This is a genomic window from Paenibacillus stellifer (assembly GCF_000758685.1).
Taxonomy (GTDB): Bacteria; Bacillota; Bacilli; order Paenibacillales; family Paenibacillaceae; genus Paenibacillus_AQ; species Paenibacillus_AQ stellifer.
On the sequence record NZ_CP009286.1, the window covers coordinates 1,781,923 to 1,803,881 of the forward strand.

Consider the following 21,959-nt stretch of genomic DNA (forward strand, 5'->3'; position numbering starts at 1 on the left):
TGAGGATTTCGGGATGAAGATGTGCCCGAAAGCGGCGGACAATGCTATACTGGTGAGGTTGATGCATCGCGGCACAGCGACGACGTAGTCCCGAAAAGCCCTGTGCCGACTTAGCTTAAGATGAATAGGCGGGTGTATTTCATTGTCTATAAGTAATTCCCAAAATAAATGGCGGGCTCAGCGGCTGTCCCGTCTTGGTTCCTCCATCTTTCAGGACGTCGCGGCCTGGAAGGTCGAAGCGGCCGCGTCGGGCGCCGATGTTATCGATCTGGGCATCGGCAGTCCGGACCGCGGACCGGCTCCCGAAATTCGCCGTGTTCTCAGCGAAGCGGTCCTCAGGGAGGACAGCTATGCCTATCCGTCCTCCGAGGGAGGACTTGCCTTCCGCCGGAAGGCTGCAGAATGGATGGATTTCCGGTTCGGCGTAGAGGTTGATCCCGAGACCGAGTTGCTGTCGCTGATGGGCTCGCAGGACGGGTTGTCTCATCTGGCACTGGCTGTATGCAATCCGGGAGATCTCGCGATTGTGCCCGATCCCGGCTATCCGATCTATTCGGGAGCGCTGGCGGTAGCGGGCGTGGAGAAATGGCCGCTGCCCCTTAAGGCGGAGAACGGCTTCCTGCCTGATCAGGACGCCATTCCTGCAGAGGTGCTGGAGCGGGCTTCGTTCATCCTGCTGAACTTCCCCGGGAATCCGGTCTCGGTCAAGGCCGATCTTGCATTCTTCGAGAGACTGATTGCGCTCGCCCGGAGATGGGATCTGCTCGTTGTCCATGATCTGGCCTACTCGGAGATGGGCTTCGACGGCTACCGGCCGGTCAGCATTCTTCAGGTTCCGGGCGCGCGTGAGACAGCGGTGGAGTTCCACTCCTTCTCGAAGAGCTTCAATATGGCGGGCTGCCGGATGGGCTTCCTCACCGGGAACGCCGAAGCAGTAGGCGCGCTGCGCAGCCTGAAGGGCAATATCGACTACGGCGTGTTTGAGCCGGTGCAGGAAGCCGCTATATCCGCGCTGGACCTGGCGATGGGTCCCAAAGCGGGCGAGGGCGTCGGCGCGCTGTATGAGCGCCGGCGCGACCGGTTCATCGCCGCGCTGGGCGATGAGGGCTGGAACGTGCCGAAGCCGGCGGCGACGATGTTCGTGTGGGCGCCGCTGCCTGCTGCGGCGGCCGCCCGCGGGCTCGACTCGCGCGGCTTCGCGCGCGAGCTGCTGCTGGCCAAAGGCGTCGCGGTCATCCCCGGCGACGCCTTTGGCGAAGAAGGCCGCGGCTTCGTCCGCATCGCCCTCGTCGAAGACGAGGAGCGGCTTGTGGAAGCCGCACGCCGGATCGGCGCGTTCCTGCGCGGGGCCTGACGGCCCCATGGCGCAGCGCGCCGCAAGCGCCCGCCGCGTTCAGGCGGGCGCGGGCATGCCTGCACAGCTTGCGGTGCAGGCGCTGAGGCGTCTTGCCGCCGCCTGTTATGGCGGCGGTAGCAAGACGCAAACAAGCGGAGCCATGGAGCGGCTCCGCTTGTTCGGAAGCCGCCGGGAGCACAGCCCGGCGGCTTTTCCTTGCCCGGCGGAACAGCCCGCCGGGCTCTCAATTGCCGCTGCGCCAACAGCGGCATCCCCCTTACAGCGGCAGGTCCCGCCAACAGCGGCAGCCCCCGCGCCATCCGAGTCGCCCGCGCCTACGGCATCCGTCCCCGCATCACCCGCGCGTTATTTCCGCTGCCTACGATCCTACAGCGGCAAATCCCGCCGCTTGAACAGCGCGATGCCCAGCCCGAAGGAGGCAAGCCCTACGGCCAGCAGCACGATGGCGTTCACGATGATGTCCGCCTGACCGCCGACGATTTCGCCGGGCCGGTACAGCGTGAGGAGCGTCGCATATTTCAGCCAGTCGAGGCTGGTGCTGATCTTGGCGAGCAGATCGAGCGAGAAGAATTCGAAGGCGATAAGGCCGGCGATTCCGAGCGCTTTTTTCTCATCATTAGCGAGGCAGGAGACGAGAAAGGTAAGTCCGCCGACCGCGAAGAAGAGCAGGAACGCAATCAGATTCAACTGCAGGAATCTTCCGCTGTCAAAAGCATATTCAGAGCTGAGGAACCAGGCGTTGCCCAGGAAGCCCGCAAGCGTCGTGACGCCCATAATGACGGCTAGAGCGGTGACAAGCACCAGTGCCTGGGTTCCGGACACCCGCGAGCGGGTCGTCGGCGCCGACAACAGGTAAGCCATGGAGCCGCGGTCCACCATTCCGGCCATCAGCCGGGTGGACATCTGCACACAGACGATCGACAGAATCAGAACCAGAATCAGCCCGTAATATTCCCCCGAAATGAACGACTCCGCGCTCTGGAATCCGGTGGTCAGATTGAAGGCGTTCGTCACCCCCTGCGGCATTGACTGCACGAGGTCGTCCAGCGCGCCGGTATGATCCGCGATTCCGGGATAGAGCCAAATCATCAGCAGCATATAGAAAGCGGAGCCGACCGCGTAATTCATAATGCCTTTGGCATTCACCTTGAGCATTTGCTTGTACAGGGACACGTTCATGCTTGTGCATCCTCCCGGTCATAGAAATTCATGAAAATATCTTCCAGATTCTGCGTGAACACATCCAGGCTGCGAATTTTGTATTTCGCGGTCTCCCGGATCAAATCATTATAATTGCCCTGAATGGCGACCCGGACCCGGAAATCGTCCACACTCTCGGCTGGCAGGCCGGATGAGCGAAAGGCCAGAGCGTCTTCCCTGCTCTCGAACACGATGTCGAACAGCTTCCGCTGCATGGACTGCAGCTCGTGGACATTTTTTACTGCCACCAGCACACCGTCCTTGATGATGGCGGCGCGGTCGCAGGTGCGTTCGATTTCGGGAAAGCTGTGGGAAGACATGAAGAAGGTCGTGCCGCGCGCTTTTTCCTCCAGTACAAGTTCAATAAAGAGCTTCTGCATCAGCGGATCAAGGCCGGATGTGGGCTCGTCCAGAAGAATTACTTCAGGGTCATGCATGAACGCAGCGACGATTCCGACCTTCTGCTTCATCCCTTTTGACATCTTGCGGATCGGGGTGTTGGCGTCGAACTGCAGCATCCGGATAAGCCGGTCGCGCTTTGATTTGTCCTTCATGCCCCGCATGCTCCCCATAAATTCAAGGAACGAAAGCCCGGTCATGCCGTCGATAAAAGAGATCTCCCCCCGGCAAATAGCCGGTATGGCGCTGCACGATTCCCTGCGATTTCCATACATCATGGCCGCAGATGGACGCTTCCCCGCTGTCGGGCTTCATGAAGCCCATCAGATGACGCGTCGTCGTGGATTTGCCGGCCCCGTTCGGTCCGAGAAAGCCGAATACCTCGCCCCGGTTAACCGAGAAGGTCAGCTCGCGGATGCCTTTTCCCCCTGAAAAAGTCTTGGTGAGTCCCTGGACAGTAATCATACTGCCACCTCCGAATGAAATGGTGAACTATTTTTATGCATATATTTCATGTGTTATACTATGCTTATCGAAGCCGGACGTCAATCATTTTATGAAATTATTTTATACTAAAATTTCACAAATTACATTTCTGGCAACAATCGCATCAGGCAGGGAGAAGGCGGATTATGGAGACGAAGAACGGGTTTGAGAAGCGGGCGGAAATGATCAGGCGGAAGATCATCAACACCACCCTGGAGATGCTGAAGACATGGGAGCCGAAGCGCATGCGCGTTGCGGATATCGCGAAGGAAGCCGGCGTCTCGCAGGTGACGATCTATAATTACTTCGGGAGCAAGGAGAAGCTGATCGATCAGACTTTCCGGAGCTATCTGGACATGACGATCGAACGGTTCGAGCGTTTCATGGACAGGCCCCGTTCGGTCCGGGATTTTATCCATTTCTCGATGGAGATGGAAAGGGAGCAGTACAGCGCATTCCGTCCGGAGCAGATCAAGACGCTGATGATCGATGATCAGGAGATGTTCGGCTATGTGCAGGAGCGTTATGCGGGCACGGTGCTTCCGCTGATGATCAAACTGGTGGAAGACGGCAAAGCGAGCGGCGAAATCTCCCCGAAGGTATCTGTGAACGCCGTCCTGGCGTATATGAACATGTACATACGCAGCTCCAGCGAATTGCTGGAGCTGGCGCAGAAGCAGGAGGATCTGAACGCCTTTCTCGATGAATTGACGCATCTGTTCTTCTACGGTTTGTGCGGCCGGGAGGAATAGGCAGGTGCTTTTGAGGGGCGGTTGGGGGCGTCGGGGGGTGGTTATAGTTCTATTTTTCTGATGAGCGTTTGTCCCATGGCTTGAGCTTATTGTAAAATACAGACAGGCCTGAATCCTGGGCCAAATCCGGCAAAAGGCGGGGTGACCAGCTTGGAATATCGGATGGAGAAGGACACGTTTGGCGAACTGAAAGTGCCCGCGGACAAGTTCTGGGGGGCGCAGACGCAGAGAAGTCTGGAGAATTTCAGGATCGGCGGAGAGCGCATGCCGCTTGAGGTAATCCGCGCATTGGCGCTGATCAAGAAGGTGGCAGCCCGGGTGAACGCAGAGCTCGGCCTGCTGTCTTCGGACAAGGCGGAGGCAATTGCTAAGGCTGCTGACGAGATTCTGCAAGGCAGGCTGGACGATCATTTTCCGCTTGTCGTCTGGCAGACGGGCAGCGGCACGCAGAGCAACATGAACGTCAATGAAGTGATCTCCCATCGGGCAGCCGAGCTGCTCCGGCAGGCGGGCCGTGACGAGACTATTCATCCGAACGACGATGTGAACAAGGGACAGAGCTCCAACGATATTTTTCCTTCGGCGATGCATATCGCGGCTTTTCTGGCGGTGCGGGACCATGTGCTGCCTGCGCTGGAGCAGCTCAAGGCGACTCTGGCCGCGAAGGCGGAGCAGTACCGATCGCTGATCAAAATCGGGCGCACGCATCTGCAGGATGCGACGCCGCTGACGGTGGGGCAGGAGATCGGAGCATGGGCCGCCATGCTGGAGAGAAGCGGACGCTTCATCGAAGTAAGCATGGGCTGCCTGCTGGAGTTGGCTGTCGGCGGAACGGCTGTCGGCACCGGGCTGAACGCGCATCCCGAGTTCGGCGACCGGACTGCGGCCGAAATCGGGCTTGCGCTGTCAGAGCCGTTCATCTCGGCGCAGAACAAGTTCCATGCCCTGACCAGCCATGACCAGCTGGTGCAAGTGCATGGTACATTGAAGGCGCTTGCAGGCGATCTGATGAAGATCGGGAATGACGTGCGCCTGCTGGCGAGCGGGCCCCGCAGCGGCATCGGCGAGCTGCGGATTCCCGAGAATGAGCCGGGCAGCTCGATCATGCCCGGCAAGGTGAATCCGACGCAGAGCGAGGCGATGACCATGGTGGTCTGCCAGGTGTTCGGCAACGACGTGACGATCGGGATAGCGGCGAGCCAGGGGCATTTTCAGCTCAATGTCTTCAAGCCGGTGCTGATCCACAGCTTCCTGCAGTCCTGCCGGCTGCTTGGCGATGCCATGCTCTCATTTGACCGGAACTGCGCACAGGGAATTGAGGCGAACGAAGAGACGATTGCCCGGAATCTGAACAACTCGCTCATGCTCGTAACCGCCTTGAATCCGTACATCGGTTACGAGAAGGCGGCTGAGATCGCCAAGCTGGCCCATAAGGAAGGACTCACGCTCAAAGAGGCGGCGCTTACGCTGAATGCGCTGACGGAGGAGGAGTTCGACCGGATGGTCCGGCCTGAGAGGATGATTTGAATTGGGAATATGATCTGAATTGTGAAGAGGGTATAGATTCATAAAGGTGATGTAGATCCCTCCAGCTTCGGAAAAAAACTGAAAGCCGGCTCCCATTGAGCCGGCTTTATTGACGTTTCGTGAGCGGAATAGCTCTTGATCTGCCGGAGTCCGCCGCCACAGCCGCCAGGCTTGCCGCACTTGGCAGATTTGGCGTATGGTTTGGCGATTACACAATCTGCAGAACGCGGTTGAACAAGTCGTCGAGCTCATCGTCCGAAGCCGAGGAGATGTCGATGCCCGACAGCAGGCTGCGGACAGCGGTTAATTGATCATCTCCGGATACATCATCCGATTCCCCGGTGGAGTCTGCATCTCCTGCCTTCTGGAGGTACTCCAGAAGAGTCTTGATGTCGTCCGTGCTCAACTTGCCTGCAGCACCGTCATCCTCCTGGGTGACTTCACCGGTTGCGGACGTATCATCTAAGGCTGCATCATTGTTCGCTCCCCGCATGAATGGCGGCGGAACGGCCCCCATTGCCTTCAGCATGGGAGGTATCCCTCCCGGCCCACCGTTGCCTTCCTGATCATCAGGCATCGCATAGGCAAAAGAGCCCGGAACAGACTGTACCTGTGCGAACAGAGACGCAATATCCTCATCAGACAGGCTGTCCAGGTCGGTATCAGACAACAGTTTGGATAGCGAGTCGACTGTGCTGTCTTCTGCCGTCAGGGACGCGCTGTCTGCTGAAGAGTCCAAGGCCGACACGGTGTCATCACTGGCTGCATCCGTAGAGGCTGACAATTTGGACTGGATGCTCTCCAGAATGGACTTCATTTGATCCGGGTTCAGCGGCGGAGGAAGCTGGCGGCCCGGCGGCCGGCTGTAGATTCCGGTGGATGTCGCTTCCGTATCGGTGTCGTCCGATAACTGTGCAAAATACTGCAGCGCAAGTGAACTGATCTCGGCGTATTCCGTATTCGCTGCCTCTGTAGTACTGCTCTTAGCAGCCGAGGTACTGGTGCTTTCAGCCGCTGCCGTCTTGACGGCGCTTAAGAGATTTTCATAATTGTAGTAGTTCTTTTGGCTGTAGGAATTGTAAATGGTCGTGGACATTTAATGATCTCCCTTTCTTATACTGGCCAGGCGGCAAGCCCTGAATTCTCTATCGGGGGCCTAGCTGAATTGAAACTGAAAAAAGGCTGAAAACTAGCTGAAAGTTATGTAACCAGGGCGGCTACGGAGCTGCCGCATTCGAAGATTGACATGGCCGGCAGAGGCCACTACGATGAAGAATAAGTTCCCAACCGGAGGTCCGCTATGAAAGGTAAAAAAGTGACGCTGCAGGATATCGCCAAGGAAGCTCGTGTATCTTCTGCCACGGTATCTTATGTGCTCAATTACTCGGAAAAAGAGAAGATCAGCCATAAGACTCGTTTGAAGGTATTCGAAGCGGCCAGGAAGCTGAACTATGTTCCGGATATGACAGCCAAAGCTCTGGCCAACAAAAAAAGCTATTTGATCGGAGTCATCGTCAATCTCGGCGAATTTAACCTGAGGAGCAAGCTCTATCAATATTACGAGCAAATTGACGCGCTCCAAAGCCGGCTTCACCGGCTGGGATACGATGTCGTCCTGCTCTCGACGCAAAATTTGACCGAAGATATCCAGATTGGCCAGCGCCGGTCGCTGGACGCCGCGTTCATCATCGATATGGATACGGTGACGCTGGCAAGCATGGTCAACCGTTTTTACATTCCGCTTATTTTTATTGACGGGTATTTGGGAGATCCGCTGTTCCACGAGGTGCTTGTCGATTACGATGCCGTCTTTGCGGCGGAAGTTGAGCCGGGCAATACGTATGTGGTTATCGAGCAATATTCCAGCGATTATGTGTACAAATGTGCGAGCAAATATTGTCCTGAGGAGCTGATCTTCGTTAACCGGAAGGGCGCCTCGCTTCGGGACTTTCTTGCCTCCAAGCATGGCATGAAGGGAGTGGTGGTCGGAGAAGTGCTTGGTCTGCAGACGGAAAATCTGGCCGGCGGGCCGCTTGCTGTCGTAGTCGGTGACGGAGAATGCTCCCTGCTCCGGCCCGAGACCCGGAAGATCGTGATCGATCAGGCTCAAAAAGCCGATATGGCGATTCATGTTCTGCGCAATCTGTTGTCTCTAGATAACTCCGGAGACCCTCCCAAGCTTATGTACGTCACGCCGCAAGCCTTGGGGTAATTCACTTGTCCGGCAATTTGGCATGCTCTTCCCTTGATCAGAAGGAGAACATGCTTTTTTGTATTATTCTTATAAAAATTTTGGCTTGTCTTCGCGCTTTTACCTCAGCTTAACAAGCGGAAGCGCAAAGGCTCAAAAGGGCTGAGCCGCTTAAGGCGGCAATAGACCGCTTGCAGCTTAACGAAATTTCCCGCTTCCGGAGCGGCCGGGAAAACCTTGCTGCGAAGGCGATTCTCAGGCTTTTTTATGATTGACACCGGGATTTGAGGGGTTTTATACTAAAGTCACTTAAGCGCATAAGTGATGATTGACCAATTGATGTTGAGGAGTGATCATAATGGATTTGTCAGCTGTCATCCATGAGCCCAAAAGCGCCCTTTCCTACATGTTCGATGCGAAGACGCTTCATCTGCGGATCAAGACGAAGAAGAATGATGTGAAGTCCGTAACCCTGTTGGCGGCCGATCCTTTTAACTGGCGGCCAACCGTCGATAACCCGGAGATATACGAATTCGCACTCGAGACGATGGCGCGGATTCCGATGATTAAAGAGGCGGAGACCCGTTATCACGACTGCTGGTTTGCGGAATTGACCGGACCTTCATGGAGAAGAGTCAAATACGGATTTGTGCTGGACGACGGGAATCGGCAAATTTTTGCCGGATGCCATGATTTTATCGAGCTTCCGGAGGAATGGACACCGCCTGCCGATCACTCGAATTATTACAATTACCCCTATTTACTTGAGGAAGATCTGTACAAGGCGCCGGCTTGGGTGAAGGATACGATCTGGTACCAGATTTTTCCCGACCGGTTTAGCAGGGGAGCCGGCAGAGCGGCAGAGGACGCGCTTCCATGGGGAAGCGTGGAGCGTGACGGCAACGACATCAAATTCGGAGGCAATATTCAGGGCATTATCGACAAGCTGGATTATATCCGGGATTTGGGCTGCGGGGGCATTTATTTCACACCTCTCTTCGCATCCCCCAGCTCGCATAAATACGATACCCGGGACTATTTCAGCATTGATCCGGATTTCGGAGACAACGCTCTGTTCGGTAACCTCGTCGACGAGGCTCACAAAAGGGGCATAAAGGTTATGCTGGATGCGGTGTTCAATCACTGCGGCTATGAGCATCCGTTCTGGCAGGATGTGCTGAAGCGGGGGCAGGAGTCTCCGTATTACGATTATTTCTACATCCTGGACCCGAATAAGCCGGTAGAGCCCGACCTCTCATCGCGCGGGTACTTAGGAGAGCATCTGAACTACCTGACCTTCGGTTATACGGAGAATATGCCTAAATGGAATACAGGCAATCCGGGGGCGAGAGAATATTTGCTGAGCGTCGCGGAGTTCTGGGCGAAACACTATAAAATCGACGGCTGGCGGCTCGATGTATCCAACGAAGTCTCTCATGAATTCTGGCGGGAATTCCGGAAGCGGATCAAGGGGGTTGATCCCGAAATTTACATTCTGGGCGAGAATTGGCTGAACTCCAATCCATGGCTGTTGGGCGACCAGTTCGATGCGGTGATGAATTATGAGTTCTCTTCGCCGGTCATCAGGTTCTTCGGAACGCAGCACAAGAATCAGGAACAATACAGCGTTTCGGATTTCAAGGCCGCCGTCAACGAGCTGCTTGTCAGCTATCCCAAGAATGTGACGACGACTCTGTTCAACCTGCTTGACAGCCATGATACAGCCCGGATTCTTTCACTATGCGGCGAGAATGCGGATTTGGTGAAGCTGGCATATGTGTTCCTGCTGACCTATCCCGGGTCTCCAAGCATATACTATGGCGGCGAAGTGGGACTTTCGGGCGATGAGCATCATAATCGGCAGTGTATGCCATGGGATCCGAAGCTGCAGAACAAAGACCTTTACCAAGTCGTGCATAAGCTGATCGCGCTGAGAAAGCAATATCCGGCGTTCAGAACGGCCGATTGGAACTGGATTGCGGCAGATGATTCCACCGGAACGCTAATCTACCGGAAACGGGCGGAAGGCGATACTTTATATGCCCTGATTCACAATTCGCCGGAAGCTCAGGAAGTTCCGCTGCCAGCGGAATGCCGGGGACAGGGCTTCATCGACCTGATGACCGGGCAGCCTGTCGAAGGCAAAGCGGCTGTTCAATTGTCTCCTTATTCATTCCTGTTGTGGCACAGTCAAGAAACTAAATAGATTCATATTGTTGAGCGGGGCCGCAGTTGCGGCTCCGCTTGTTTGTCGATGTCATAACCAGGTCCGGCGGGATTGAAAATGGAAAGTGGAACATTTGGTATAGTTAAAATATACCTAATTAAGAATATATAGGGTGTTAGAAATGTAACGTTGAAATTAAGTTAATGTAAAAATAATGTTAAAAAACACTAATATTTAACACATTACCTCACTTATTGTGTGAAGTTTATTACATACTTTACGTTCGCTTTATGATTTTATGCTAGATTCTACAAAATTTATATGCTACAATCTCCCCCGAGTGGAAATAATAGAATAATAGAGGAGGATCACTTTTTCATGGGAGATTTGCGTTGGAACAAGCGAGTGGCTTCCGTATTGGCAGGAGCTGTGTTCACGGCCCAAATACTGGGGGGAGCTGCGCTAGGTTCACTTTGGGGAACGGAGAAGGCGGATGCCGCCGGTGCTGAGGCCTCTTCACTGCCTAAAATTGACCTTAGGTTAATGAGCACAACGGACGTGCATACGAACGTTTATGGCTGGGATTATTTCAAGGATGCTCCGTCTGCAACGGTCGGACTTTCCCGGACTTACACATTGGTTAAGGCAGCCCGGGCAGAGGAACCCAATAACCTGCTGCTTGATAACGGAGACTTGATTCAAGGTACGCCGCTGGGTACATATGAAGCCAAGATCAATCCGCTCACGGCTCCTGAGAACGCCGGAAAGGCTCACCCGATGATTGCTGCCCTCAATACGATGGGCTATGATGCGGCAACTTTCGGAAATCATGAATTCAATTACGGGCTGGATTTCCTGGAACGCACGATCAACGGAGACGGAACGCCGGGCACCGAGGCGACTTTCCCGTATATCAACGCCAATATTTATATTGATGATCATGATGGCAATCCGGATAACGACGTTAATAAGTATCTGCCTTATAAAATTATTACGAAGAGCGTTACGGACAGCACTGGCAATACGGTATCAATCAAGGTTGGTCTGCTTGGTCTCGTAACTCCGCAGATCATGGATTGGGACAAAGCAAATCTGGAAGGCAAAGTCATCACCAAAGATATTGCGGCAACGGCTGCAAAGTTCGTACCGGAAATGAAGGCACAGGGAGCCGATGTTATTGTCGCCATGGCTCACTCGGGCTTTGACTCCGCGGCGTCTATCGGAGACGGCTCCGAGAATGACATTAACGCGCTGAGCCAGGTTCCTGGCATCGACGCCATCACGTTCTCGCATACGCACAAAGCGTTCCCGACGAACGGCGACAACACGGCGCTGGATTCCTCCTTCAAGGACCCATCCACTAAGCAGCCTTATTCTTATATCGATAATGTGAACGGCCATATCCACGATGTTCCGGCTGTACAGGCCGGCTTCGGCGGCGGTTATCTCGGCCTGATCGACCTTGTGATCACTCAGGACGGAAATGGCAAATGGACAGTGGACAAGGCCGCTTCCAAAGCATCGACCCGCTCGGCCAAGGATGTTACTGAAGATCCGGCTGTTCTGAATGCGGTTGGCGGCGATCATGATGCTACTCGCCAGTATACCGGAACGCCGCTTGGCAACACGCTGGCGCCGATGAACAGCTATTTCGCGCTCGTTCAGGATGATCCGACTGTCCAGATCGTAACGTATGCGCAGAAGCGTTATGTCGAGAATCTGATCAACACTGACGGGAACCTGTCCCAGTACAAAGGTCTGCCGATTCTCAGCGTAGGCGCTCCGTTCAAAGCGGGACGCAACGGCCCCGACGAGTATACGAGTATTGAAGCCGGCCCGCTGACGATCCGCAGCGCGAGCGATCTGTATCTGTATGACAATACGCTCAAGGCAATCGTAGTCAAAGGTTCGGTCGTCAAAGAATGGCTGGAAATGAGCGCGGGTGCTTTCAACCAAATCAAGACCCGCATTTCTACACCGCAGCCTTTGCTCAATTCCAAGTTCGCTGTCTACAACTTTGACGTTATCGACGGCATTCAGTACAAAATCGACGTGACCAAGAATGCGAAATACAAACCGGATGGTACGATCAACGATCCAACCTCCAGCCGGGTGGTCGACGTAACCTATAATAATGAACCGCTCAATCTGAATCAGGACTTCGTCGTTGTAACGAACAACTACCGCGCAAGCGGCGGCGGCAACTTCCCGGGTGTCAAGGGATCGAAGATGATCATCGACTCCCAGATGGAAAACCGCCAGGTTCTGATGGATTACATCACCGAGGCTGGAACAATTGACCCGACTGCGGACGGCAACTGGTCTCTCGCTCCGATCAAGGGCAATGTGAATATTACCTTCACGTCTTCGCCTCTTGCGGCTGCGAAGCTTCCAACGAACATGTCCTCAACCGGACAGAAGGACGAGAGAGGATTTAGCATTTATAATCTGAATTTGAAAGAAACCGTACCTGCACCGACTCAGGATGTAGAGGTTCATCTGATCGGTATCAACGACTTCCACGGCCAGCTGGACACGACGTCTGCTGTCAGCGGCAAGCCGGTAGGCACAGCCGCCATCCTGGCGACATATCTCAAGCAGACTCAAGCGAAGTATGCGAACTCGCTGCTGTTCCACAACGGCGACTCGGTAGGCGCATCTGCTCCGGTATCTTCCTTAGAGCGCGACGAGCCGACGATCAAGTGGATGAACATGATGGGCTTTGATGTCGGTTCCCTCGGCAACCATGAGTTTGACCAAGGCGTGGATGCATTGAAGTCCCAACTGTACGGCGGTAAAGATCCGAAGAATGAGAGCATCGTTCACGCCGGTACAGACTTCGACTACGTGAATGCCAACACGATTGACAATACGACAGGCAAACCGATCATCAATCCTTATGTTATTAAAGAAATCGCAGGCGTCAAAATCGGATTTATCGGTCTGGTTACCAAAGCAACGCCAAGCAAGGTTTCTCCTGCAGGCACAGCTGGCGTACACTTCTTGTCCGCCGAAGAAGAAGCACAGGCTGTTGAGAAATACGCAGCCGAGCTGCAGAGCAAGGGTGTAGAGACAATCATCGTTCTGGCCCATGATCCGGCAACGACCAAGGATGGCGTGACGACCGGCGAAGCCGCCGATCTGGCCAACGCGCTTCCGGCGAACTCTCCGGTAGACGTTATCGTGGCCGGCGACAACCATGCTCTTGCCAACGGCACCGTGAACGGCAAGCTGATTGTCCAGGCATACTCCTACGGAACGGCGTTTGAAGACATCAAGCTGGTCATCGACCACACGACGGGCGATGTGAAAGATAAGTCTGCTACCGTTACAACGACATTCCAGCAGGGAGTAACCCCTGATGCCGCAACCGTATCGCTGGTTAACGAATACCTGAACAAGCATCCGGAGCTGACTCGCCCGGTTGGCACGACGGACGGAAGCATTACCCGTACGGATGCATACAACAATGAATCGGCGCTGGGCAACCTGATCGCCGATGCAATGCGCGCCGCCAACTTTGGCGACGGCAAAGGACCGGCAGACTTCGCCTTCATGAATCCGGGCGGCATCCGCGCCGATCTTCCGAACGGCAATGTCTCCTTCGGCGACCTGGCCAAGATCCAGCCATTCGGCAATACGCTGGTGAAGCTGACGCTGACCGGAGCACAGATCAAGACACTGCTGAAACAGCAATGGGGTGTGAAGGCGGACGGTACGGCTGACACCAAAACACTGCAAATTTCGGGCCTGAAATACACGGCCAATATGTATCTGCCGGTTGAGAGCCGGATTGCATCACTGACTAAAACCGATGGAACGCCAATCCAGGATACTCAGAAGTATACGGCAGTCGTTAACAACTTCATGGCGGCGGGCGGAGATAACTACAAGGTGCTGACAGAAGCATCTGAATCTCTGGCTGGTCCGATCGACCTGGATGTATTCTACGATTACATCGTCAAGACGTTCAATGGCGGCCGAATCACCGCTGCCGTTGAAGGACGCATCACCAACGTAACGACTCCAGGCTCCGGATCTGGTTCGGGTTCGACACCGACACCGACATCCACACCGAAGCCAAGCGCGTCACCGACGCCAAGCCCATCCGCGACGCCGGCGCCAAGCGCAACTCCGGCTCCGACAGCCTCTTCGGCTCCTAAATTCTCGGACCTGGGCAAGGTAGCATGGGCCCAAGAAGCGATTCAGTCGCTGACGGACAAAGGCATTATCAAAGGTATGGGCAACGGCACTTTCGCTCCGCAGAAGACTGTAACCCGTGCGGAATTTGTTACGATGCTCGTTCGGGCACTGAATCTGCCTGATGCAGCAGCCAGCAATCAATTTACCGATGTCAAGAACAATGCCTGGTATACTGACGCGATAGCCAAAGCATATGCGGCGGGCATCGTATCGGGTTCCGGCGCCGGTAAATTTGAACCGGGACGTGAGGTAACCCGTGAAGAAATGGCAATCATGATCTACAATGCGCTTAAAGCGCAGTTGCAGCCGATCGACCAGAACTCCGTTCTGAAGTCGTTCACTGACAGCTCCAAGATCGCATCCTATGCGAAGCTCCCTGTCGCACAGCTGACCCAGCTGGGCATCATCAAGGGCGTGGATGCATCGAGTTTCGCGCCGAAGGATCTCGCTAGCCGTGCCCAGGCTGCGGTAATTATCTATCGCATGCTTGGTCTCCAAGCCTCCTAAGCCGTAATGCTGTAACCGTAAGCGAGGCTGTCCCAAATGCCATGATATGGCTGCTTGGGGCAGTCTCGCTTTTTTATACTAGGATCAGCGTAATCGCTTAGATGGACGCATGGCTGTCACAAGTCGAAGTGAAATCTGCTGTAGGGACTCCCTCGATTTTGGTCTAGGACAAGCGCTGCAGTGCGGAAGCCTTTTTATATGGCAGGAATCAAATCCCTTTTACCGAAATTAATGAAGAGGAGGGATTAAATGAGATGTTTCATTAACCGGATGAAGAGAGGGCGGCCCAGAAAAATCCTCGGAGCGATATTCCTCCTGTTCTGGTTCATTTCTTTAATAAGTGCAAAGATATACGTGGATTATATAGAGGGGGGCCGCTGATGATTCAGCGGCTTTTTTGTTTTGGGGCAGTTTGGCACTGATTTCATTCCGGAGAATTCGGGAATCCTAAATCATGTTAAAGTCTTCCTGACGCTCCCTGAAGACGGCGATCAGAATGACGGCGGTTTCGCCCCCGATGTTCTGTACCCTATGAGGTGTACAAGCATTCCAACTGAAGGAGTCTCCTTCGTTCAGCTCGGCGATGTCTTCGCCTTGCTCGGCCACGACCGTACCCGACAGAACAAGATGCGTCTCCTGTCCTTCATGAGCATGGGGAACTTCTCCGGTTGAGGAACCCGGCGGAATCTCCACAAGCATCATTCGCATGTTCTGGGTCTGACCCAGGTGGGAGACTTTAAGGCGATCGGGTCCACTCGTCGTCTGCTGGCGTTCTCCAGCCCGGACAATCTGCATCCGCTCTTCCTTGCGGAGCAGGAGGTAGGGCAATGGCACCTTCAACGCCTGGGCGATGCTCTCCAGCGTGCTGATGGACGGGGAGGTCTTGTTGGTTTCGACCTGGCTCATGAAGCCCTGCGACAGGCCGGTCTGCTCGCAGATCTGGGCAATGGTAATATTTTTTCGCTTGCGGATGGATCGTATGGTTGAACCGATATCCATGGGGCTCACCTCGGACATAATATTAGCAATAGTAATTTTATATTCATAATAACAAATTTATTATTGACAAACCAGTCTATGTTCATTAAATTTGTAATATAAAAATTAATTTCACATTACTAATATTTTGGGAGGGGACTTAGAAAGTGAAGCCTACTGTAACGATTATCATGCGTGTAGCTTTGGGGGTACTATTCCTGTCGCACGGCATTAACAAGCTTCAGATGGGACTCGACAACGTATCGGGATGGTTCTCGGGGTTAGGGCTTCCCGGCTTCATGGCTTATGTAATAACGGGCATCGAGCTCATCGGTGGAGTCCTGCTTATTGTTGGATTGTTCACCCGTTATGTGTCGATATTGTTTATCGCCGTGCTGATCGGCGCCGTAGTCACAGCCAAGCTTCCTGCCGGCCTTCTCGGCAACGGACAATCTGCCGGGTATGAGCTCGATATCGCCTTTATTCTGATCGCCCTGTATCTTGCTGTGGCCGGACAGACGGGATTGTCGCTGGACCGTGCGCTTTTTCATAGAGGAGGCCGAAGCTGATGAAGGAATATCCTTATACTGTTGTTCTGCCCGACAATTACGACGAGGATTCGCGTTATCCGGCGGTGTTCGCGCTTCACGGAAAAGGCTCGAATGAGCATGATCTGCTTGAACTGCTGAAGCCGCTTGGCGCTAAATTCATTCTGATCAGCATCCGAGGTGACCGGGAGATGGGACCTGGCTACCAATATTACGAGCTAAAGAGTCTGGGAAATCCGGTCCGTGAGCAGTTTGACGAAGCTGCAGCCGGACTGGAGGCTTGTATTGAACAGGCTTCGACGCAATATGCGGTCGATCCGGCAAGACGTTATGTCGTCGGATTCAGCCAGGGCGCGATTCTGGCATCTTCACTCGCGCTGGTGATGGGGGATCGGCTAAAAGGCATTGCAGCGCTGAACGGTTATGTACCCGATTTTGTCAAGAACGAGTATCCGGTCCGCAGTGTGGAGAAGCTGTCCATCTTCATCTCGCATGGCGAGTTTGATCCCGTCTTTCCGGTGAAGATTGGCTATGAGACCGCGGATTTCTTCAAGTCGAGGAATGATCATGTGATTTTCCATACCTATCCTTCCGGGCATACCGTCACCGGTGACAATCGAAGCGATGTGCTGCGGTTCCTGGAACAGGACGCTTTTCCCGATTACAATACTATTTCTCAATAAGGAGTGAACCGTTATGATGCCATCTTTTTTCTTCGCCCATGGGGCTCCGTCGCTGGTAATAGAAGATCATGAATACACCGGATTTTTGAAAAAGTTTGCGTCCACGCTGCCGCGTAAGCCGAAGGCGATCGTCATTTTTTCCGCTCACTGGGAGGACCGGGTTCAGCAGGTGAGCCAGGTGAGCGAGCATGGAACGATTTATGATTTCTACGGCTTCCCGGACGAGATGTACCAAATGAAGTATCCGGCTCCGGGGGATGCTTCGCTGAGCGCTCAGGTGCTGTCTCTGCTGAACGGCGCGGGCATTCCAAGCGTTCCCGACACGTCCCGTGGACTGGATCACGGCTCCTGGGCGGTGCTTAAGCTGATTTATCCGGATGCGGATATTCCGGTCGTCGCCCTGTCTGTCAACCGGTACCTGAGCAATGAAGAGCAGTACGAGATCGGCAAGGCGCTGGGCGAGCTTCGCGAGCAGGACGTTCTCATTATCGGCAGCGGCGGCATCGTCCACAATCTCCGCCAGATTTCATGGGGCGCCGGACCGGAGTCCATCGATTCATGGGCAATGGAATTTGATACGTGGATTCAGTCGCGGCTGGAGGATTGGAATCTGGAGGAGCTGCTGCAGTATCGGGAGCTCGCTCCGAATGCCGAGCGCGCCGTTCCAACCAGCGAGCATTTCATTCCGCTGCTGCTGGCAATGGGCAGCGGTGATTCTGTCCGCAGCGCCGAGCTGCTGCACCGCAGTTATCAGTGGGGAAGCCTCAGCCTGACGGCTTGGAAATTCAACTGAGGGAGAGCAGAGCCAGCTTGCGGATCTCCCGGCTTTTGCGCTCGATATCATTCAACTGAATGAAGCTGGCATTGTCAACGAGTCTTCCTTCCAGCGTATCCAACTGCTTCAGCACCTTGAAATCAGACTTGCCGATACCAACAAACTGCCAGAAGATCGGTTCTCCGGAAGCAGCGTGGATAATCTTCTTGGTCTTGGGCAGGACACCGCCGTCGTTGATAAAGATTAGGAACACCGGGGTCTCGTCATGTTCTTCCTTGGTGTATTTGCGAATGACGTCTTCCATAACTGGAGGCTCGTTGTTCGCTCCGAACTTGTGAATTTCCCGATTGTTGAGAATATGCGTGAACACATAGCGCCCGAAATCCCGTTCCGTGACGGACGGAAGGCGGCTGAATTCATTGTCGTACACCCACACATCAAGCGAACCGTTATCATCAAATTTTGCGGCTACCGCCAGTACCCGCTCTACAACCTCTTGAACGGTCCCATTGTTATACAGCCTCTGCATGGAGCCGCTGATATCCAGCACAATGCCGATTAAAACCGCTGCCTACCGCATGAAGCTTCCATTCGCCGTTGTACTGGTAGAGCTCGGCTGCGACGACAGCGGTCTCGTCGGACAAGTCCGAGCCGTAATCGAACCGGCCTAGTTCCTCGCCGCTGCCTTCATCCACGATTTGAAGATAGGCGTCTTTTACCTGCTTCATCGTATGCCCCTGCTTGTCCCCTTCGTAGATGGTCATCGTCAAAGCGATGCGGGCAATTTCCTGCGGAAGACGGTTAAGCGAAATGCTGATTTTTTCCCTGCCGTGCGAGTTTAATGGGGTATGTGTTACAGCACCGTTTGAGGACTGCGGGTTACCGTAGAAAGTAAAATCCTCGTCCCGCTCGCAGCGGTTCCGCTCTGACAGCAAAAAGGCAGCGGCATCAATTCCGATTCCAGTAACCTGGGCCGTCCATCCAAAATTCAGGGCTAGACTGGATAGTTTTCGTCCTTTCGTAATGTCCATTTTCTGTCCTTTGATCAGCTGCACGCGATCCTTTCCTTGGTTATGTCGGTTAGTTAAGGAATAGCATGCTTTACTTTCTTTGTGAATAGATGGATTGTGTTTGTCCACCGGCTGTCATACACTGAAGCTATATTTGACTGACAAGGGGATACACATGAATTTTACAGCTATCGATTTCGAGACCGCCAATGCGGGCCGAGCCAGCGCTTGCGCACTGGGACTCGTCCAGGTCAACGAAGGACAAATCATTGCTGAGCACAACTGGCTGATCGATCCTCAAAGTCCTTTTGACGGCAGAAATATCGCCATTCACGGGATTACCCCTTCCATGGTGCGCGGTCAACCTACATTCGTCGAGCTTTGGCCTACTCTGGAGCCCTTGCTGCAAGGACAAATTGTGGTTGCCCATAATGCTTCCTTTGACATGAGCGTAATCCGATACTGTCTGGATGAGGCGGGAACAAGCTATCCGTCCTTTCAATATCTATGCACTTATGAATACCGGAGAGAGGCCGGTGGAAGGCGTTCAGCCAACGATTTCAGTGACTTCAGTGATTTCAGCGAATTCAGCGACTCGTCATTCCGGCTTGGAATTAATCAAGGGCCAGCGTACAAAGATAAGCCATGAGCATCAGCATTTCAGACTGCTTGTTGAAATTAACGGAGAGACGAGAGCCGCCGGCGCGAACTTGGAGGGAGCTGCGCTCCTGCTGAACAAATCCGGCAGCTGCCTGCCAGAGGATGGCTTCATTTACCGTGGCAGTCGAACAAACCAGGATTATTCGGTCTTGTCGTATAAGCCACAACCGGACAAGTGCCACTTCATAGTCGATTTCGGTCGGCTTCCGGATGAAATTGACCGGATCGTCTTGGCGTTGATTCCGGCTGATGAAGGGGCCTCGTCTCCAATGGAGCGGAGTGCGAATGCCAGCGTCGCTTTGATTGATGCAGATTCAGGGACATTGCTGGTCCGGTTCCCATTCCAGGCTGCGTGCGGCAGGGAAAGTGCGGTTATTGCCGGAGAACTGTACAGATACCATTCGGAATGGAAGTTCAACCCGGTAGGAGCCGGGTATCCAGGAGGAGTGAAGGCACTGTGCAAAAGCTATGGCATAGAAAATGCTCTTGAGGATGCCGAAACCGCCGCGGCTACTGAAACAGTCGGTTTTTCGGAAGGGTCGGAGAATAAATAAATTGATAGAGAGAGTGTCTGGCGCTTTGAGCGCTGGGCATTTTTTATATGAAGAAACCACACATAAAAAGCCCTGCGTCTCACAAGACCAGGGCTATGTGTTACTATTCTGCACTCTTCGTAATTCTGGCGGTGAACCATCGCGTGTGCTGCGAATGTGCTTAATAGGAGTCGCGTTTCTGCGAGAGCTTAACCCCTCATCTCTGCAGCTTCAACCGGATAACATTCCATGACGCCTTTGGCAGTATGCTCTTGAAGGCTGCTTCTTCTTTGAAGGTTTGGCCGCCGGTGTGGGGAGTGATGCGGTTCGGCTCTTCCTTGCTGTTGAACGCCTTCAAATCATCATGCTCCATTACGATATGCTCGACCAGCTCGACTGCGCCGAAGCTGCGGATGTCCAGCGTGAGCTCCATCGCCTCGGACAAATGCCGATTGACCGCAAAGACGGTAATCTCACCGGTTTCTTCCTTATATACGCATACTGACTCGAGATAAGGAACGTCGGTGAAGTCCTTGGAATCGTATTTCGGTGATTTGATCATGGGATGCAGCACGGTCCCTCTGCCATACATCGAGGCGTGGAGATACGGATAGTAGGTCGTATGGAGCCACATTCCGCCGCCTTTCTCCGTGGTGATCGGAGCGATCACGTTAACCAGCTGCGCCAGGCAGGCCATCCGGACCCGGTCGGCATGCTTCAGCATCGTAATGAGGCAGCAGCCGATGACGAGCGCATCCTCCATGTTATAGACATCCTCGCACTCCGGCGGGGCAATCTGCCAACGGGTTTCGGACAGGCTGGTCCCCTGTGTCTTCCACACATTCCATTCGTCTAGGGAGAGGTGGATTTTCTTGCGGCTTTTTTTCTTGGCTTGAATATAATCACAGATGGCGGCGACGCTGCCGATAAAATGATCCAGGTTCAGCGAGCGGGCCAGGAAATTCGGCGTGTTGTCTTCATGGTTGTTGTAGTACATGTGCAGGGAGAGGTAATCCACATTCTCATAGCATAAATCCAGAACCGTCGCTTCCCACTCGGCAAAGGTCGGCATATCGCTGCCGGAGCTGCCGCAGGCTACCAGTTCCAGCGTTGGGTCCACCCATTTCATGACTTTGGCCGTTTCATTGGCAAGTCTTCCGTACTCGGTCGCCGTTTTGGCTCCGATCTGCCAAGGGCCGTCCATCTCGTTGCCGAGGCACCAGGTCTTGAACCGGTGAGGCTCCCGGTAGCCGTGAGAGATCCGCAGATCGCTCCAGTAAGAGCCGGAGGGGTGATTGCAGTATTCCACCAGATTCCGGGCGGCATCGATGCCGCGTGTGCCGAGATTGACGGCCATCATGACGTCGCTGCCCGCCATTTTTGCCCATTCGGCGAATTCATTCGTTCCGATCTCGTTCGTCTCGGTGGTCCACCAGGCCAGCTCCAGCTTGCGCTTGCGGGACTCGACCGGACCTACCCCGTCTTCCCAGTTGTAGCCGGATACGAAGTTGCCTCCCGGATAACGGATGATTGGCACATTCAGATCGCGGACTGCGTTGAGCACATCGAGACGGAAGCCGTTCTCATCCGCAAGGGGATGGCCCGGCTCATAGATTCCCCCGTATACTGCTCTTCCCAAATGCTCGATGAATGATCCGTAAATCCGCTTATCTATCTCAGCCAACACAAAATCCTTATCTGCAATCATGGACGCTCGAATACTCAATGTGATTCCTCCCTGTAGTCCGTTTCGCTATTTTGTTAATCCAAAAACTTATGTTTATATTCATAATCTTAATTTTCACCAGATGGATAGACAAGAACAATGTTCAGGATTAATATAATTCGTAATTCAAGTACGCCTTCCCGAGGAAAGAAGAAGATATTAACGATTATTGCGAACAACGCCGATCTGATGGACACGCTCAAGTGGTCTAGGCGTACAGTACGCTTTCCCTTAGTATGGAGGGGATTTCTGGGATT

Annotated in this window: 18 protein-coding genes and 1 pseudogene; 12 read left to right on the forward strand and 7 right to left on the reverse strand. The window is 53.9% G+C overall.

The window, feature by feature from the left end; all coding sequences use genetic code 11:
• Positions 1 to 142 precede the first annotated feature (142 nt).
• Together PSTEL_RS08035 and PSTEL_RS27525 are read left to right on the forward strand one after the other, a co-directional pair.
• Positions 143 to 1,354 carry an aminotransferase class I/II-fold pyridoxal phosphate-dependent enzyme gene (locus tag PSTEL_RS08035; protein ID WP_084064842.1) on the forward strand — a complete coding sequence of 404 codons (1,212 nt, stop codon included), beginning with the start codon at positions 143 to 145 and terminating at the stop codon, positions 1,352 to 1,354.
• Positions 1,308 to 1,826 carry a hypothetical protein gene (locus tag PSTEL_RS27525; RefSeq protein WP_169744548.1) on the forward strand — a complete coding sequence of 173 codons (519 nt, stop codon included), beginning with the start codon at positions 1,308 to 1,310 and terminating at the stop codon, positions 1,824 to 1,826. Before PSTEL_RS08035 ends, PSTEL_RS27525 begins: the two co-directional genes overlap by 47 nt.
• Here PSTEL_RS27525 and PSTEL_RS08040 read toward each other — a convergent pair.
• The gene (locus PSTEL_RS08040) at positions 1,724 to 2,536 is read right to left on the reverse strand and encodes an ABC transporter permease subunit (protein WP_038694573.1); all 813 of its coding nucleotides are present in this window, start codon (positions 2,534 to 2,536) and stop codon (positions 1,724 to 1,726) included. The two genes, PSTEL_RS27525 and PSTEL_RS08040, sit on opposite strands and share 103 nt — an antisense overlap.
• Positions 2,533 to 3,421: pseudogene (locus PSTEL_RS08045) on the reverse strand (ABC transporter ATP-binding protein). The gene PSTEL_RS08040 and the pseudogene PSTEL_RS08045 overlap by 4 nt, the downstream one beginning before the upstream one ends.
• Before the next feature lie 167 nt (positions 3,422 to 3,588).
• Here PSTEL_RS08045 and PSTEL_RS08050 point away from each other — a divergent pair.
• On the forward strand, positions 3,589 to 4,194 hold the full coding sequence (locus tag PSTEL_RS08050) for a TetR/AcrR family transcriptional regulator (RefSeq protein WP_038694574.1): 606 nt from the start codon (positions 3,589 to 3,591) through the stop codon (positions 4,192 to 4,194).
• A gap of 150 nt (positions 4,195 to 4,344) precedes the next feature.
• Positions 4,345 to 5,721 carry a class II fumarate hydratase gene (fumC, locus tag PSTEL_RS08055; RefSeq protein ID WP_038694575.1) on the forward strand — a complete coding sequence of 459 codons (1,377 nt, stop codon included), beginning with the start codon at positions 4,345 to 4,347 and terminating at the stop codon, positions 5,719 to 5,721.
• Between the two features lie 208 nt (positions 5,722 to 5,929).
• Here fumC and PSTEL_RS08060 read toward each other — a convergent pair whose 3' ends face one another.
• On the reverse strand, positions 5,930 to 6,817 hold the full coding sequence (locus PSTEL_RS08060) for a hypothetical protein (RefSeq protein ID WP_038694576.1): 888 nt from the start codon (positions 6,815 to 6,817) through the stop codon (positions 5,930 to 5,932).
• 204 nt (positions 6,818 to 7,021) lie between these two features.
• Between PSTEL_RS08060 and PSTEL_RS08065 the strand changes: the two genes are divergently transcribed.
• The 3 genes from PSTEL_RS08065 to PSTEL_RS08075 all read left to right on the forward strand — a co-directional run bounded on the left by PSTEL_RS08065 (position 7,022) and on the right by PSTEL_RS08075 (position 14,789).
• Entirely contained in the window at positions 7,022 to 7,933 is a 912-nt protein-coding gene (locus tag PSTEL_RS08065) for a LacI family DNA-binding transcriptional regulator (protein WP_038694578.1), read from the forward strand.
• Positions 7,934 to 8,270: 337 nt separating this feature from the next.
• Positions 8,271 to 10,118 (forward strand): glycoside hydrolase family 13 protein, encoded by a 1,848-nt coding sequence (locus tag PSTEL_RS08070; RefSeq protein ID WP_038694580.1) that lies wholly within the window; start codon positions 8,271 to 8,273, stop codon positions 10,116 to 10,118.
• 339 nt (positions 10,119 to 10,457) lie between these two features.
• Positions 10,458 to 14,789 (forward strand): bifunctional 2',3'-cyclic-nucleotide 2'-phosphodiesterase/3'-nucleotidase, encoded by a 4,332-nt coding sequence (locus tag PSTEL_RS08075; protein ID WP_038694581.1) that lies wholly within the window; start codon positions 10,458 to 10,460, stop codon positions 14,787 to 14,789.
• A 447-nt stretch (positions 14,790 to 15,236) separates the two neighbouring features.
• Here PSTEL_RS08075 and PSTEL_RS08080 read toward each other — a convergent pair whose 3' ends face one another.
• Entirely contained in the window at positions 15,237 to 15,788 is a 552-nt protein-coding gene (locus tag PSTEL_RS08080) for a helix-turn-helix domain-containing protein (protein ID WP_038694582.1), read from the reverse strand.
• Between the two features lie 146 nt (positions 15,789 to 15,934).
• On the opposite strand from PSTEL_RS08080, the gene PSTEL_RS08085 reads away from it, so the two are divergent.
• From PSTEL_RS08085 to PSTEL_RS08095, 3 genes are read left to right on the forward strand one after another with little or no spacing between them, the layout of a single operon-like run.
• On the forward strand, positions 15,935 to 16,336 hold the full coding sequence (locus PSTEL_RS08085; RefSeq protein ID WP_483823598.1) for a DoxX family protein: 402 nt from the start codon (positions 15,935 to 15,937) through the stop codon (positions 16,334 to 16,336).
• Positions 16,336 to 16,998 (forward strand): alpha/beta hydrolase, encoded by a 663-nt coding sequence (locus tag PSTEL_RS08090; RefSeq protein ID WP_038694583.1) that lies wholly within the window; start codon positions 16,336 to 16,338, stop codon positions 16,996 to 16,998. Before PSTEL_RS08085 ends, PSTEL_RS08090 begins: the two co-directional genes overlap by 1 nt.
• A 13-nt stretch (positions 16,999 to 17,011) precedes the next feature.
• Positions 17,012 to 17,791, forward strand: a complete 780-nt coding sequence (locus tag PSTEL_RS08095) for a DODA-type extradiol aromatic ring-opening family dioxygenase (protein WP_038694584.1) — start codon at positions 17,012 to 17,014, stop codon at positions 17,789 to 17,791.
• On the opposite strand, the gene PSTEL_RS08100 is transcribed toward PSTEL_RS08095, so the two are convergent.
• Both PSTEL_RS08100 and PSTEL_RS08105 read right to left on the reverse strand, forming a co-directional pair.
• A complete protein-coding gene (locus tag PSTEL_RS08100) occupies positions 17,784 to 18,332 on the reverse strand; it encodes a VWA domain-containing protein (protein ID WP_245625178.1) in 549 nt (182 codons plus the stop codon). The genes PSTEL_RS08095 and PSTEL_RS08100 overlap by 8 nt on opposite strands.
• Complete coding sequence (locus PSTEL_RS08105; protein WP_052098277.1) at positions 18,286 to 18,828, reverse strand: TerD family protein; 543 nt, start codon at positions 18,826 to 18,828, stop codon at positions 18,286 to 18,288. The genes PSTEL_RS08100 and PSTEL_RS08105 overlap by 47 nt, the downstream gene beginning before the upstream one ends.
• Positions 18,829 to 18,958: 130 nt before the next feature.
• Between PSTEL_RS08105 and PSTEL_RS26840 the strand changes: the two genes are divergently transcribed.
• Positions 18,959 to 19,432: a 3'-5' exonuclease gene (locus PSTEL_RS26840; protein WP_084064846.1), complete on the forward strand. Its 474-nt coding sequence runs from the start codon at positions 18,959 to 18,961 to the stop codon at positions 19,430 to 19,432.
• Positions 19,392 to 19,997 carry a TerD family protein gene (locus PSTEL_RS08115; protein WP_169744549.1) on the forward strand — a complete coding sequence of 202 codons (606 nt, stop codon included), beginning with the start codon at positions 19,392 to 19,394 and terminating at the stop codon, positions 19,995 to 19,997. The genes PSTEL_RS26840 and PSTEL_RS08115 overlap by 41 nt, the downstream gene beginning before the upstream one ends.
• 196 nt (positions 19,998 to 20,193) lie before the next feature.
• Here PSTEL_RS08115 and arfA read toward each other — a convergent pair whose 3' ends face one another.
• Entirely contained in the window at positions 20,194 to 21,702 is a 1,509-nt protein-coding gene (gene arfA / locus PSTEL_RS08120) for an arabinosylfuranosidase ArfA (RefSeq protein ID WP_038694587.1), read from the reverse strand.
• Positions 21,703 to 21,959: the final 257 nt, after the last annotated feature.